11 protein-coding genes are annotated in these 14,608 nt (G+C 54.3%); 4 read left to right on the forward strand and 7 right to left on the reverse strand.

Going from position 1 to position 14,608, the window contains the following annotated elements; all coding sequences use genetic code 11:
• Position 1: 1 nt before the first annotated feature.
• The 7 genes from K7G70_RS05895 to K7G70_RS05925 all read right to left on the reverse strand — a co-directional run bounded on the left by K7G70_RS05895 (position 2) and on the right by K7G70_RS05925 (position 9,474).
• Positions 2-1,222 (reverse strand): pyridoxal phosphate-dependent aminotransferase, encoded by a 1,221-nt coding sequence (locus K7G70_RS05895; RefSeq protein ID WP_223787681.1) that lies wholly within the window; start codon positions 1,220-1,222, stop codon positions 2-4.
• A gap of 32 nt (positions 1,223-1,254) precedes the next feature.
• A complete protein-coding gene (locus K7G70_RS05900; protein WP_223787682.1) occupies positions 1,255-4,155 on the reverse strand; it encodes a ligand-binding sensor domain-containing diguanylate cyclase in 2,901 nt (966 codons plus the stop codon).
• 98 nt (positions 4,156-4,253) lie between these two features.
• A complete protein-coding gene (locus tag K7G70_RS05905) occupies positions 4,254-5,879 on the reverse strand; it encodes a DUF2891 domain-containing protein (protein WP_223787683.1) in 1,626 nt (541 codons plus the stop codon).
• Between the two features lie 130 nt (positions 5,880-6,009).
• The gene (locus tag K7G70_RS05910; RefSeq protein WP_223787684.1) at positions 6,010-6,735 is read right to left on the reverse strand and encodes an SDR family NAD(P)-dependent oxidoreductase; all 726 of its coding nucleotides are present in this window, start codon (positions 6,733-6,735) and stop codon (positions 6,010-6,012) included.
• Positions 6,732-7,631, reverse strand: a complete 900-nt coding sequence (locus tag K7G70_RS05915; protein ID WP_223787685.1) for a TIGR01777 family oxidoreductase — start codon at positions 7,629-7,631, stop codon at positions 6,732-6,734. Before K7G70_RS05915 ends, K7G70_RS05910 begins: the two co-directional genes overlap by 4 nt.
• A gap of 80 nt (positions 7,632-7,711) precedes the next feature.
• Positions 7,712-8,479, reverse strand: coding sequence for a hypothetical protein (locus K7G70_RS05920; RefSeq protein WP_223787686.1), 768 nt, complete (start codon positions 8,477-8,479; stop codon positions 7,712-7,714).
• Between the two features lie 107 nt (positions 8,480-8,586).
• Positions 8,587-9,474: a DMT family transporter gene (locus tag K7G70_RS05925; protein WP_223787687.1), complete on the reverse strand. Its 888-nt coding sequence runs from the start codon at positions 9,472-9,474 to the stop codon at positions 8,587-8,589.
• Between the two features lie 91 nt (positions 9,475-9,565).
• On the opposite strand from K7G70_RS05925, the gene K7G70_RS05930 reads away from it, so the two are divergent.
• Genes K7G70_RS05930 through K7G70_RS05945 form a run of 4 tightly spaced genes read left to right on the forward strand, consistent with a single transcriptional unit; the run spans position 9,566 to position 14,608 of the window.
• The gene (locus tag K7G70_RS05930; protein WP_223787688.1) at positions 9,566-12,832 is read left to right on the forward strand and encodes an amidohydrolase family protein; all 3,267 of its coding nucleotides are present in this window, start codon (positions 9,566-9,568) and stop codon (positions 12,830-12,832) included.
• Between the two features lie 7 nt (positions 12,833-12,839).
• Positions 12,840-13,520 carry a sterol desaturase family protein gene (locus tag K7G70_RS05935; RefSeq protein WP_223787689.1) on the forward strand — a complete coding sequence of 227 codons (681 nt, stop codon included), beginning with the start codon at positions 12,840-12,842 and terminating at the stop codon, positions 13,518-13,520.
• Positions 13,513-14,157, forward strand: a complete 645-nt coding sequence (gene maiA / locus K7G70_RS05940; protein ID WP_223787690.1) for a maleylacetoacetate isomerase — start codon at positions 13,513-13,515, stop codon at positions 14,155-14,157. Before K7G70_RS05935 ends, maiA begins: the two co-directional genes overlap by 8 nt.
• Positions 14,150-14,608 (forward strand): GNAT family N-acetyltransferase, encoded by a 459-nt coding sequence (locus K7G70_RS05945; protein ID WP_223787691.1) that lies wholly within the window; start codon positions 14,150-14,152, stop codon positions 14,606-14,608. The genes maiA and K7G70_RS05945 overlap by 8 nt, the downstream gene beginning before the upstream one ends.

The following is a 14,608-nucleotide window of genomic DNA, read 5'->3' on the forward strand; positions in this document are numbered from 1 at the left end:
TTCAGAGTCGCTGGCGATAATGGGCCAGAAAGTCACGCAAACGTGACAGCGCATCTTCCAGCACTTCATGCTGGGGCAGGTACACCAGTCTGAAATGATTGGGCTCAGGCCAATTGAAGGCCGTGCCGTGCACCAACAAAATGTGTTTCTCGACCAGCAGATCCAAGATGAACCGTTCATCGTCAACAATGTTGAAGCGTGCGGTGTCGATTTTGACGAAACAATACAAGGCTCCCTGAGGCAAAGTGGTCGACAGTCCGGGGATGTCGTTGATCATCTGATGGGCCAACAACCGCTGCTTGTTCAAGCGGCCTTCGCCTTCAGTCAGATCGAAAATTGACTGTTTACCGCCCAACGCCGATTGGATGGCATATTGGGTGGGGACATTGGCACACAATCGCATGGAAGACAAAATATTCAACCCATCCAAGTAATCCTGCGCTTGTTGGGTGTTGCCCGAAATCAACACCCAACCGGTGCGGTAACCGGCCACCCGATAGGTTTTTGACAAGCCATTGAAAGTGACAAACATCAAGTCATCGGCCATCGACGCAATAGAAGTGAATGGGGTGTCGTCATAACGGATCAATTCATAAATTTCATCGCTGAAAATAATCAGGTCATGGGCCCTGGCCAGTTCAATGATGGCTTGCAGTTGTGCCTGGCTGTAAACCGCTCCGGTTGGGTTGTTGGGGTTGATCAGCACCATGCCGCGGGTCTTGGGGGTGATTTTGGCGGCCATGTCGGCCAAATCCGGCGCCCAGTTCTGGTCTTCATCACACAAGTAATGCACCGCGTGACCACCCGACAAATTCACGGCGGCCGTCCACAAAGGGTAATCGGGCGCCGGAATCAACATTTCATCACCGTCATTGAGTAAGGCTTGCATGGTCATCACGATCAATTCGCTGACCCCATTGCCAATGAAGATGTGGTCAATGTCGAGGTTTTTGATTTGGCGCTGTTGGTAGTACTGGTAAATCGCCACCCGCGCCGGGTAAATCCCTTTGGAATCACAATAGCCCTCAGCGTCTTTGATGTTGTGCACCACGTCACGCACGATGTCATCGGGGGCTTCGAACCCAAATGGGGCAGGGTTGCCGATGTTCAGCTTCAAGACTTTTTCGCCTTGCTCTTCGATCCGCTGTGCGGCTTCTAACACCGGCCCTCGGATGTCATAACACACCCCTTTGAGTTTGTTGGATTTTTTGATGTCTTGCATGTTAGTTGCGCCAAAAAGGGTTCTGCAGCCATTCAGAATTGACTCACCACGATGTGTTTGTCGGCAATTGCCTGTTCAGTTTGGGCAATGTAACCTTTCAATATGGATTCGTCAATGGCGTGGTTGATCAAGTAACCACATGCCTGGTTGCGGCCTGTGTGTTTGGCCACATAAAGGGCTTTGTCGGCCAGCTGAATTGAGTTTTCCAACAAGCGGGTTAAGCGGGTTTGCGTGGTGGCTTTGACACAATAAACAAAACCCACTGAACAAGTCAGCTTCAGGATCTCGCCGGTGTCGGTGGGTATCGTCAGTTGTGCGCATTGTTCCAGCACATCATGGGCCAATTTCTTCATTTTCACCAGGTTGGTGCCAGGGCTCAAGACGATGAATTCCTCGCCACCCCAACGGGCAGCGGTTTGATCGTCTTCCAACAAATCTTGCAAACACTCGGAAAACAGTTGCAAAGCTTGGTCTCCCACTCCGTGACCGTGGTTGTCATTGATGGTTTTGAAATGGTCCAGATCGATCACCAACACGCCGCAGGGCAAGGTGCTGTTAACATCGGTCATGGCGCTGAGCACTTCTTTGATGTGGTGGCGATTGGCAAGTTTGGTCAGGCTGTCGTGGTGGGCCAGCCAATCCAAACCTTCGTTCATCTTTTTCAACTGCTTGGTGCGTTGTTGCACGATGGCTTCCAGTTGTAAGGCATGTTGTTTGTTGCGCCAACTGCGATAAAACCAGGCGAATAAGAACAGCAACACGCCCAACAGCATGAACCATGGTTGCTTCCAGAAGGGTGGCGTGATTTCAAAATCAAAGGAGGCCACATCGGTGTTCCAATTGCCATTGCCAATGCGCGCGGTGACTTGAAACTGGTATTTGCCTGGGGCCAGCGCATCCACCTGCAGCTCATTCAAGCGCGTGTTGCGCCAGGGAGTTTGTTCGGATTTTTTCAAGCGATAGCGGTAATTGATGTCTGGAGCGCGCTGAAAACTGATGGCGGTGAAGCTGAAAGACAGGCTGCTGTCGGCTTCGGTGAGTTGGTGGTTTTGACCGGTTTCCAATTTGTCGGCTTCATGGAACACATCAAGGATGTGAACCGGGGGTGGGGTGGTGGAACCCGGGGCGAAATCTGGGCCAAACCGGCTGATGCCTTCGCCGGTGCCGAACCACAAATTACCGGCTTGGTCTTTGTAACCAGCGCTGCGGTTGACCAGGTCAAACACCAGTCCTTCGCGTGACGTGATGACGGTGAAAGTCTGGCCATCAAAAATGGCCACCCCGCGGCTGGTACCCACCCAGATGTCACCGCCATCGCCAGGCAACAAGGTGGTGGTGTTGTCATGCGGTAAGCCATCGGCGGTGGTCCAAGTTCGGAACGTCTGGCCATCAAACAAACTCAGGCCGTCATTGGTGGCCAGCCACAATTGGCCGCGGTCATCTTCATACAGGTCATTGATGAAGTTGGCACCCAAACCGTCGTCATTGGTCCAGTTGGTGAATTGGCCATCAACGAATCGAGACAGGCCATTGGAGGTGCCCAGCCACAAACCGCCGGCTTGTGATTCGATCACCATGTTGATGCGGTTGTCAGGCAAACCATCGGCTTCAAAATAGGCCGTGAATTGACCATTCTGGTAATGGTTGAGGCCATTGTTGGTGGCAATCCAAATGCTGCCATCGGCAGCCAAGGTCATGTGATACACCACCGAGCCGGTTAAACCTTGGGTGTCGTCCATGTTGATGAAGGCACCGTCTTGTAAATAACTGAGTCCTTGCAAAGTGCCAAACCAAGGGTTGCCATCGGCATCGACCACACCACTGAGGACTTTGTTGTGAGACAGGCCGTCAGCAGTGGTGATGTGGCGCAAGCCATCGGCACAAAAAGCCGTGACCCCATCACCATTGGTGCCGACCCACAAACAGCCGCGTTGGTCATTGGTGATGACATAGACATTGGGATTGGGCATCGCCGCTTGGGCTTTCCAATTGATCACATCGGTGGTGCTCAAACGGGCCAAACCGCCGCCATAGGTACCCAGCCATAAATTTTCTTCGGTGTCGTGATAGACGCTGTTAACGCTGTTGTCCGGCAGACCGTTGTCCATATTGAGGTGTTGCAGCAGCTGATTTTGGGCATTGAATTGGTAGGCGCCAAAATCACGGGTACTGACCCATACGTGACCATTGATGTCGGCCTTGATGTCGTTGATGGTCAATTGACTGAGGTCCACATCGAAGGTTTTGGGCACGAAGGCAGTGCCATCAAAGGCCACCACCCCTTGGCGGGTGCCAGCCCAAATCGACAGGTCCTGGTGTTGATACAAATAGCGGATTTCTGAAGGTTCCGCATGCCACTCAATGACTTGGTGGTCGGCCCCGTCAATGCGATACACCCGGCGGCTGTCGCCCGCCCAAACCGTGCCATCTTGTGCCACCAACAGACTGCGGATGCGGTCGCTGGGAAAATCATGCTCGGTGTTGTATTGGGTGAGGATGCGCGGTTCGGCTGAACGGACGTCAATATGCAGCACCCCCATGCCATAAGTGGCGACCCAAAGGGTGTCGTCACGTCCGGCTTTGACTGCCCTGATGGAGACGTGGTTGGGCCATTGGTCCTGCAACACGGGGATGAATTGTTTGCCATCGAACCAAGCCAAGCCGGCCTCTGAACCGGCCCACAACCGACCCCTGGGGTCTTTCATCAAATCCCGCACCAAGTTGTGCGGTAAACCATGGACTTGTTTGTAGGTGTTGAAACGGGTGCCGTCAAAGCGGTTGACCCCGGTGCGGGTGGTGATCCAGAGAAATCCCAGATTGTCCTGTTCAATGTCAAACACCACCATGTCTTCCAAACCATCGGCGATGCTCAATTCAGCAAACGGCAACTGTTGGGCTTGCGGGGTGAGACACCAGCATAACAACAGCCACATTATTCGCATCCGTATCAAGTTCACAGGGCATTCAGTTTAAGTTTGCTTGACAATGATGTTACCACCAAAGGCCCCATTCAGCAAATCAGACTGCGGCTTCAGTCGATACCGCGCTGGGTCAAGTGATAAACCGCAAAAGATCCCAGCCAATGCCCCCCTGAATAGTGTTCTCCGGTGACCGCTGCCAAGCCGGATTGGGCGTGTTGTTGGGCCATCAAGCCCAAGACTTGGCGACGGCGGTCGTCAGCAGGTAAGCCAGCGGCGATGCCTTCCAACATCCAGGCCCGGGCCAAGTTGAGCCCATCCAAATGGGCCAACTTGCCATCGACCCGATCGGTGACTTCGGCCACCGACAGCCAAGGGGTTCGCTGCTTACTGGCCGGCAGGTAGTGATTGAGCCAGCGCCCAAACTCAGCCGGCGGCAGCAGGCGACGCATCAAGTCGGCCGCTGCCAGACAAGGCGACAGAAAGTCATGACCTGAAGGTTCATAGTGAATGGGACAATCGCGGTCGGCTTGATACAGGCGCTTGCTGTGGCTGATCAACAGTGCGGTGAATGCCGCATCCTGGGTTTGCCGCGCATGATCCAGTGCCAGTCCAAAGGCAAAGGCCGTTTGGCTGTGTTCCCCACTGCGGATTGGATAGGCCAGTTTGGGAATCCAACTTGATAACGATTGGATGACGTGTTGGCGGATCGGGGCCATGCGTGCGGTCCACTGAGTGGCCAATGGGTGATCCCAGTCGTGTAATTCACTGTACAGTTGCAACAACCAGGCCAGACCATAGGGGCGCTCAAAACCCTGCCGACCGGGCTGTTGCAAGTAGTGCAGTTCTTGCTGCAGCTTGTCGGCTTGAAAATGGGCATCCAACCGCTCAATGAAAACGGCCGCTTGGGGGTGATTGGGAAAGGTTTTGGCGGCGCGGGCCAACAGCCAGTGTCCGTGCACCGCAGAATGCCAGTCAAAACAACCGAAAAAAACCGGGTACATCTGCTCCGGCGTTTGCGCGTCAACGGGGGCATTCAGCACATGCTTGATTTGGTTGGGGTAGGTTTGGTCAATGCACTTGAGGGCCAACTGGGCCATGCCCATCAATGGCTCAGCGGCGATCAGCTCGGGTTGGTCGGGTTGCACGAAATTTTGCCGCAGCAACCAATCGCGTTCTCCCATGGCCTGTTGCAGCGGGGGTAAATCCAAGGCCTGACGTTCAGCCTGTACGGCGGTCCAGGAGGTGATGGGGTACAGCCGGTGACTGCCATCGGTCGCCGATTGGGTCAATAAGTGGCCAAAATGTTGGGGCTGATTGGACTGCATCTGGTGGTGGTCATGGGCATCGGCATACCACTGCGCTGGGATGTTTTGTTGGGTCACGGCCTGCCGGATCAACGGCAAATACTGGCTTTGTTGGGCGGCTGTCATGCGTTTGAACAACAGCATGGCAATCGGTGCGGTGTGTTCGCCAACGTCTTGGATCCCCGGCCAACGGCCCAATTGCTGAATGATGCCATCCAACAAGGCTTGATTGTTCAAATCCAAATCATCTTGGGCCTGCTGCAGGCTTTGGACCAGGCGGTCATCGGGACTGTGGCGTTGTAAGCGTTGGATTTCGCTGCGGTGTTGTTGGTCTTGGTGTAAGGCCAGGATCAACAGGTCTTTGGAGTCATCTGCCATGGCTGCTGTGGTCAACAAGCAGCTCAATGCGGTGGTCAGGAGTCGTTTACCCATCATGCCGCACATCTTGCCACAGTTCCATGGGCCAAAACAAGCCAATGCCATGAGCGCAATAATGCCTGGGCTTGTTGACGCCAATTGATTGGTTTTTGTCAGGCCACCCAGAGCAGCGTCCAGGCGCTGATTACCAGGGTACGGTGTTGCCGTGGTGATCCAAATACAGCGGGTACTTGTGCGGGTGGTGCTGGTGTTTGCGAATTTGCTGCAACAACAATTGGGCCGTGGTTGCTGGGCTTTGCAGTTGTCCTGCAGGCAGGCGTTGTTGGAACGGTTTGGACAGGTCGGTGTCGGTGGTGCCCGGGTGCAGCAGCAAAAATTTCACTTGGGGCACCTGACGGGCCCATTCGATGGCGGTGGTGCGCAGGCCCATGTTCAAGGCCGCTTTGCTCATGCGATAGGCATACCAGCCACCCAAATGGTTGTCCCCGATGCTGCCAATGCGGGCTGAAATGGAAGCCACCACCGCGGCATGGCCTTGGGTCAGCAGCCCTTGGGTGGCCTGCAACAACAACAAATGCCCCACGGCATTGGTCAAAAACTGATCAATCATTTGCGCCTGGTTGACTTGTTTCAATGATTTTTCCGGCATGTATTGGTCGTTGTGTAACACCCCAGCGCAATTGATCAACCAGTCAATGCGGTCAAACTGGTCCGTCAACTGCTCAGCCAGGCGGCTCATGGAAGTGGGGTCTTGCAGGTCACAATGGACCGTCCATTGACCACTTTCTGCGGCTTGTAAAGCAGCATACTGGCGACTGGTTTTGATGACCTGTGCATCAGGGCCGTCGGACAGTTGCTGCGCCATGGTCGCGCCTATGCCGCGTTCGGCGCCAATCAGTAAGATGTTCATGCCAACATGGCCGCCATGGCCGCCGGTAATTGCGGGTGGGTGAACTCAAATCCTGCTTGGATCAAGCGTTCGGGCACCACCTGGGCATCGGCCAATAACAGTTCATCGGCCACCTCACCAAAGATCAAGCGCACCAGGAAGGCCGGCATGTGCATGAACGCCGGTCGATGCAAGGTTTGGGCCAGGGTTTGGGTGAATGTTTGGTTGCTCACCGCGGTCGGTGCAGTCAAGTTGATGGGGCCACTGAGTGAAGCGTCTTGCAAGATGAATTGGATTGCCCGGGCCGCGTCTTCGATGGCGATCCAGCTGTACATTTGTTGGCCACCACCCAAACGGCCACCCAAGCCCAGCTTGAACGGCAACAGCATGTCTTTCAAGGCCCCACCGGTGGGCGACAGGATCATGCCAAAGCGCAAATTGGCCAGCCGCACTTCGCTGTTCTGCAAGGGTTGACAGGCGTGTTCCCAATGGGCTGCCACCTGGGCCACAAAGTTGTTGCCCATGATTGATTGTTCAATGAGTGTTTCCTTGGGTCGGTGGCCATAATAGCCAATGGCTGAGGCACACAAAAAGGTCTGCGGGCGGGCTTCGTGTTGCAATATCTCATTCACCAACCATTGGGTGCCAGCGGTGCGGCTGTCACTGATCACCTGCTTGTAATGATCACTCCAGCGTTTGTCGGCGATGCCAGCACCAGCCAGGTGAATCACCGCCTGCGGCGTGTCGATGCCCAGTTGTTTGAGTTGGTCGGCGTAATTCCAGCGTGGTCGGCTGGGTGATTGTCCATCGCGCTGCAAGCCAACAACTTGATACTGGTCGCTGAGAAACTCGGTCAAATATTGACCCAGCATGCCATTTTGGCCGGTCAGAAAAAGGATGGGTTTGTTTGCATTCATGGTGCCATGGTGGGTGATTCAATCATGGCATGATAAGGCCCAGACAGTGAATTGGGTGTCGATTTTGGGCCGGGGTTACTTCACAAAAACTGGACAAAGTCTTGCCACTGTTGGACATTGGCGGGGTCGAGGGTCGAAACTTGGGTGGCATCATCGGCCAAGTCATACACGCGGTCGAACAAAGACTCACCGGCTTGACCTTCGTCGGTGATCACCACGGTCAATTGCTCGATGATCACATCGCCTTGTTGCTTGGCGTTCATCAAGGACATGCACAGTTGGCTGCTTCGTGGATGCTGTGGATCCACCAACAGCAACACCTGTTGGTGAAACAAGTCGTTGTACCACGCATCGAGGTCCGTCACGGCTTGGAATTCAATGGTGGTGGTCAAGGCTTGCAAGCGAGCCACCCACGCCTGGTTCGATGAGGTCAAATCACACACCTCAAATTCGCGCGCTGTCACCACGGTTTCGCGGCTGCCATCGAAGCCCTGACGCAATTTTTTGCTGGCCTGATTCAACTGCCGCACCAACTGCGATTCTTTGAATGACAACTCGGTGCTCCACACCACCTGGGGTTGGTGGTTGGCCGTGTCCGCCAAGACCGCCAGTTGCATCGCTTTATCATCCCCGGCTTGGTTACGTTGTTCGATCACCACATTGGCCACTTTCGGGTCATCGGTGATGCGCCATTCAGCATTTAAATTGTTGGTCAGGATTTGGGTGTATGCTTTGAAGCGGTTGATGTGGATGCGATTCACCCCCCGGAAGTAAACCATGGGAGACAGTTGAGGCTGTTTGGCTGTGTCGGTCAATTTCATGGTGGTCAAAGTGTTGGTTGCGGTCATGGGGTTCAATCACATCGTGGAACATCCTGCATGTTAATGGAAGTGGGTGCTGAAGGGGAATCTGATCTGTGAACAATTGTGGCGCCGTGGCAGTGATGGTGAACACGTCAATGACTGTACTGCAGCACCAACAACACCCCTGAAATGCTGATCAGGGCACCGACGACTTTGCGGCGATTGAGCTCTTCTTTGAGGATCAACCAACCCAAGATCAAGATGAACACCGAGGCCGTTTCATTCAAAATGGAGGCCACCGAAGCGGAGGTGTATTTGTAGCCGGCCACCCACACCATGGTGGACAGGTATTGCCCCAGCAATGCGCCGGCCAACAGCCAATAGCGGCCGGTGCTGCGCATCACAGCCCAGGGGTTGAGGCTTTTTTGCAGCAGCGCATTGAACAACAACATGGTCATGATGCCACCCACGGTGCGGATGGTGATGATCCAGAAGAATGGGATTTCGGTGGTCACTGGTTTGATGATGACGATGCCCAAAGCGGTGAAAAACACCCCCAAAGCGGCAAACACAAAGCCTTTTATCGGTGGGTGTTCGTGGGCCAGGGCTTTTTTCCGGTAGCTGATCACCAACACCCCGATGATGACCAGTGCCATGCCCATGAGTTGCCAGGCATTGAGTCGTTCGCCGAGGAAAAACAACGACAGGAACACCACAAATGGGCTGTACAAACTGCCGGTCAGGCCGGTCAAACCGGCGCCGATCAATTGCAAGGCCCGCAGGTAAAACAGGTCGGCCAGCATGATGCCAAAAAAACCACTGACCAACAACAGCAACCATTGATGCAAAGTCAAGCTGGGTGGCACCAAACCATCGGTGAAATACAAGGTGGGCACCATCAACACCAAGGTCAAGGTGATCTTGAACAGGTTCATGGCGCTGACATTGATCGAGTCACCGGCTTTGCGGTAGCAAATCACCGCAAAGGCCCACAGCAAGGCACAGAGCAATGACAGGAATTCACCCAATCCAATGGTCATGATCAATGGCGCAACAGAAAAAGCCAGATTGTAAGCGAAAAGGGCTTGGATTGAACGTATAATTATCCACTTTATCTGCCAGGGGACACCCATGAAAACAACTTACCTGCTGTTGATGACCGCTGTTTTGATGCCACTTTGGGCCAGCGCCGAAGCGGCCAATGAAGCAACTGAAAAACCCACCGAGTGGGATGTGAACAAGCCCCCGGGCGAAGCCGTGATGGTCGACATCAACACCACCACCGGCACCTGGATGAATGTGGATGTCAGTCCCGATGGTCGCTTGTTGGTGTTTGATCTGTTGGGTGACATTTACACCATGCCGTTTGCTGGTGGCCAGGCCACCAACATCACCAATTCCATGGCTTGGGACATGCAACCGCAATTCTCTCCAGACGGCAGCCGCTTGGTGTTCACCAGCGACCAAGGCGGTGGCGACAACATTTGGATCATGGCGGTGGATGGCAGTGATCAACAACAAGTCACCCAAGAAAAGTTCCGCTTGCTGAACTCCCCCAGTTGGTCTCCTGATGGCCACTACATTGTGGCCAGGAAACACTTCACCGGCATGCGTTCATTGGGTTCAGGTGAAATTTGGATGTACCACCATTCTGGCGGTCAAGGGGTGCAACTGAACAAACGACCGAATGAACAAAAAGACTTGGGCGAACCGGTCTACACCCCCGATGGCCAACACGTGTTGTTCTCTAGAGACTCCACCCCCGGTCAGTATTTCGAGTACTCCAAGGATGCCAATAACCAGATTTATGAAATATTCGCCATCGAATTGACCACCGGCAAAATCAAACCGTGGGTGTCTGGCCCCGGTGGTGCGGTGCGACCCACGCCGTCACCGGATGGTCAGTCACTGGCCTTTGTGCGCCGCATCAGAAACGACAGTGCCTTGTTCATCCAAGACCGCAAGAGTGGGGCGGTCAAACCGATATTCACCGGTTTGGAACGCGACATGCAAGAAACTTGGGCCATTCACGGGGTCTATCCCACCATGTCATGGACACCAGATGGCAAAGGCATCGTGTTTTACGCCAAAGGGCAATTGCACCACATTGATGTGGCCACAGAAACCGTTACCAACATCCCATTCCAAATCAATGACCAACGTGAAATCCGCGCGGCTGTGACCGTCAAGAACGAGGTCTCGCCGTCCCAGTTTTCAGCCAAAATGTTGCGTTGGTTGCAGCCATCACCAGACGGTGACATGGCCGTGTTTCAGGCCTTGGGGTACATTTACACCGTGCAATTAAAGAACGATCAGATGCAAGGTCAGCCCAAACGTTTGACCCGGCAGAACGAGCATTTCGAACTGTTTCCCCGTTTCAGTCCCGATGGCCAGCAAATTGTGTACACCACCTGGCATGACCAACAACTGGGCAGCGTGCGGGTGGCCAATCTGAAAGGCCGCTCCAAAGTGGTCTCCCAGCAACCGGGGCATTACATCAATGCGGCGATGTCAGCCGACGGACAAACCGTGGTCTATGAAGCCGAGGCTGGCGGTTATTTGACCTCGCCTTTGTATTCTCATGACACCGGTGTGTTTGCGGTGAATTTAAGCACTGATGCCGTTACCAAACTGTCCGACAGTGGCAGCAACCCGTTTTTCACCCAAGACAGCAAGCGCGTATTTTTTCAAGCCCCGTCGGTGTCCGGTGAGGTGGTGACCACCCAGCTGCAGTCGGTCGATTTGTCAGGCCATGATGCACAAAACCATTACCAAGGCCCTTGGATCACCGATTTTCGGGTGTCGCCGGACGAGCGTTGGTTGGCGTTTGTGCAAAACTATCAGGTTTATGTGACCCCGTTTGTGCGCAACGGCCAACACATCAGCACCGGTGCCGGCGCCAGTAATTTACCGCTGCAGAAGTTTTCCGAACATGCCGGTGCTTACTTGGCCTGGAACGCTGACTCCAATGCCCTCAGTTGGGCCATGGGTCCGGTGTTGTACCAACAAAAACTGGCCGCACAGTTTGACTTTCTCGGTCAGGAAATCAAAGTCCAAGCAGACAGCGAGGAATCGCCCAGCGCACCACCAGCCCAAGCCACCCCAATCACCCTGACCGTCACCACCGACATCCCGCAGGGCACCGTGGCTTTGGTCGGGGCCAAAATCGTCACCATGGAACAACAGGATGGGGCCAACTGGGTGATTGATGAGGGTGTGGTGATCATCAACAACAACCGCATCACCGCCGTGGGTGATGCCAGCAGCATTCAACCGCCGGCCAATGCCGAAGTGATTGACCTCAAAGGCAAAACCATCATTCCTGGCTTGGTGGACGTGCATTGGCACGGGCCCTATGGCAACGGTCAAATCATCCCCCAAACTTCTTGGAATGCGCTGGCCAATTTGGCCTTGGGCGTGACCACCACCCACAACCCATCGGCCGACACCACGGCGGTGTTCTCGGCCGCTGAAATGCAACAAGCCGGTCGCATCACTGCACCCAGAATTTATTCCACCGGTACCATTTTGTATGGCGCCACCCATTATTTCACCGCCAAGGTGGACTCACTGGATGACGCGGTCGGCCATTTGGAGCGGATGAAGGCAGTGGGCGCGTTCTCGGTCAAGAGTTACAACCAGCCACGACGCAACCAACGGCAGCAGGTGTTGGAAGCAGCGCGTCAAACTGGGCTGATGGTGGTACCTGAGGGCGGTTCGCTGTTCATGCACAACATGACCATGATCATTGATGGCCACACCGGCATTGAACACTCGATTCCAGTGGCAGCGGTGTATGACGACGTCAAACAACTGTGGGCCGCCACCGAAACCGCTTATGTGCCGACCTTGACCGTGGGCTACGGTGGCATTTGGGGAGAGCGTTACTGGTATGACACCACCGAAGTGTGGAAGCACCCATTGTTGAGTCGCTTTGTGCCGAAACATGTGCTGGAACCGGTTTCCATCAGGCGCACCAAGGCCCCGCGTGAAGACTACAACCATTTCAACAACGCCCGGGTTGCCACCGAGCTGCAAAGCGAAGGTGTGGATGTGTTGTTGGGGGCCCATGGCCAGCGCGAAGGCTTGGGCTCACATTGGGAAATGTGGATGTTTGCCCAAGGCGGCATGTCGCCCTGGAACGTGCTCAAAGCCAGCACCATCGACCCCGCGAGATACATTGGCATGGACCATGAGTTGGGCAGCATCAAAGCCGGTAAATTGGCCGATTTGGTGATCCTGGACAGTGACCCCATGGCCGACATTTATGCCACCGACCAAGTCAGTCACGTGATGCTCAATGGCCGCTTGTATGAAGCCGCCAGCATGAATCAGGTGTACCCCGAGGCGGTCAGCAGAGCCTCCTTATATTTTGAGGATGGTCACCACGACCGATGAAAGACCGATGAAAGACAACGCCACATTTCGGGCAGAGTTCAGGGCCGCCCACATCCCAAGATGGTATGTGGGTTATGCCCACTTGGCCTTGACCGTGGCTTTGTCAGTGGGCTTGATTGTTTGGTCTGTCCTGCAATTGGAGGCGGTCACTTGGGCCGAATGGATGACGGTGCCATTGGCTTTTGTGTATGCCAATATTGCCGAGTATTTGGGTCACCGCTATGTGATGCATGTGCCACGCCGTGGTCTGCGTTCCATCTACGTCAGACACAGCAAACAACACCACCGTTTTTTCACCGACCAGCACATGCCGTTTGAGCACCACCAGGATTACAAAGTGACCTTGTTTCCTTTGCTGCTGGTGGTGTTTTTCTTTGGCGTGTTCGGCGCCCCCGTGTGGTTTGCCTTGCAATGGCTGTTCAGTGACAACGTGGCCTGGTTGTTCGTGTTGGTGGCAGTGGCTTATTTTTTGAATTACGAACTGTTCCATTTTGCCTTCCATTGCCGAACCGATTCCTGGGTGATGAAAATTCCTGGGATCAAAAAAGTCATGGCCTTGCACCAACAGCACCACCGACCTGAATTGATGTCCCGCTACAATTTCAACATCACTTATCCCATCGGTGATTGGCTGTTTGGCACTTATCACCGCGAACCAACCACAGCAACCGAACAAAATCATGATTAAACTGTATACCTATTGGCGCAGCACCGCGGCCTATCGCGTGCGCATTGCTTTGAACCTCAAAGGCTTGGCCTACCAAGCCATCCCCGTGCATTTGGTGAAAGACGGTGGCGAACAACACCAAGCAGCTTATCGCTCCTTGAACCCGCAAGGCTTGGTACCGGCCTTGGTCACCGAAGCCGATGAGGTGATCACCCAATCGATGGCCATCATGGAATACCTGGAAGCGACTTATCCAGACATTGCCATCTTGCCCAATGGCCCTCTGGCCCAGGCCCGATGCCGGGCCATGGCCCAAGTCATTGTGTCGGACATCCACCCATTGAACAATTTGAGGGTGTTACAAACCTTGAAAAAATCTTGGAATCAAAGCCAGGTGGATGTGTGGTATGCGCATTGGATTCATGAGGGCTTCAAGGCGCTGGAGCAACAGTTGGCCGAGCGCAAAACTTCCTTCATGAATGAGATGTATCCATGCATTTCTGACATCTGTTTGGTGGGCCAAATTTACAACGCCAACCGCTTCAAGGTGCCGTTGGATGACTACCCCAGCTTGCTCGAAATCAACCGGCGTTGCCTGGAATTACCGGCCTTTCAACAAGCCGCACCTGAAGCCCAACTGAGCGAAGTGGATGGTTGAAGTACAATTGTTGGCGGTGGGCATCACCGGTGAGCTGCTGGGCGAGACAACGCACTCACCAGCTGCCTTGCCAGCAGCCGTGCGACAGCTGAATCAACAAATGGCTGACTTTTACCATAGCGAAGGCTTTCAGCCGCCTTGGCTGGGCTATGTCAGTGTGTTGGGTGAACACATCGTTGGTGGTGGCGCCTTCAAGTCTCCGCCAGCGCATGGGCGGGTGGAAATTGCTTATTACACTTTACCAGAATTTGAGGGCCAGGGTTGTGCCACAGCCACGGCCCAGGCCTTGATCGACTTGGCCATCAAGACCGACGAAACCCTGACTGTGGTGGCGCAAACCTTGCCCGAAACCAACGCCTCCAATCATTTGTTGCAGAAATTGGGTTTCCGTTTTTTTGATGTGGTGGACCACCCTGATGACGGCCCGGTGTGGGAATGGCATTTGTTCTGA

Source organism: Marinicella meishanensis, from assembly GCF_019931145.1.
In the GTDB taxonomy this organism is placed as follows: Bacteria; Pseudomonadota; Gammaproteobacteria; order Xanthomonadales; family Marinicellaceae; genus Marinicella; species Marinicella meishanensis.

Bases quoted from the DNA above. Each gene is read 5' to 3' on its own strand.
- K7G70_RS05910 (WP_223787684.1), bottom strand. From the start codon at position 6,735: ATGAACATCTTACTGATTGGCGCCGAACGCGGCATAGGCGCGACCATG.
- maiA (WP_223787690.1), top strand. From the start codon at position 13,513: ATGATTAAACTGTATACCTATTGGCGCAGCACCGCGGCCTATCGCGTG.
- K7G70_RS05920 (WP_223787686.1), bottom strand. From the start codon at position 8,479: ATGACCGCAACCAACACTTTGACCACCATGAAATTGACCGACACAGCC.
- K7G70_RS05925 (WP_223787687.1), bottom strand. From the start codon at position 9,474: ATGACCATTGGATTGGGTGAATTCCTGTCATTGCTCTGTGCCTTGCTG.
- K7G70_RS05930 (WP_223787688.1), top strand. From the start codon at position 9,566: ATGAAAACAACTTACCTGCTGTTGATGACCGCTGTTTTGATGCCACTT.
- K7G70_RS05895 (WP_223787681.1), bottom strand. From the start codon at position 1,222: ATGCAAGACATCAAAAAATCCAACAAACTCAAAGGGGTGTGTTATGAC.
- K7G70_RS05915 (WP_223787685.1), bottom strand. From the start codon at position 7,631: ATGAATGCAAACAAACCCATCCTTTTTCTGACCGGCCAAAATGGCATG.
- K7G70_RS05900 (WP_223787682.1), bottom strand. From the start codon at position 4,155: ATGTGGCTGTTGTTATGCTGGTGTCTCACCCCGCAAGCCCAACAGTTG.
- K7G70_RS05905 (WP_223787683.1), bottom strand. From the start codon at position 5,879: ATGGGTAAACGACTCCTGACCACCGCATTGAGCTGCTTGTTGACCACA.
- K7G70_RS05945 (WP_223787691.1), top strand. From the start codon at position 14,150: ATGGTTGAAGTACAATTGTTGGCGGTGGGCATCACCGGTGAGCTGCTG.
- K7G70_RS05935 (WP_223787689.1), top strand. From the start codon at position 12,840: ATGAAAGACAACGCCACATTTCGGGCAGAGTTCAGGGCCGCCCACATC.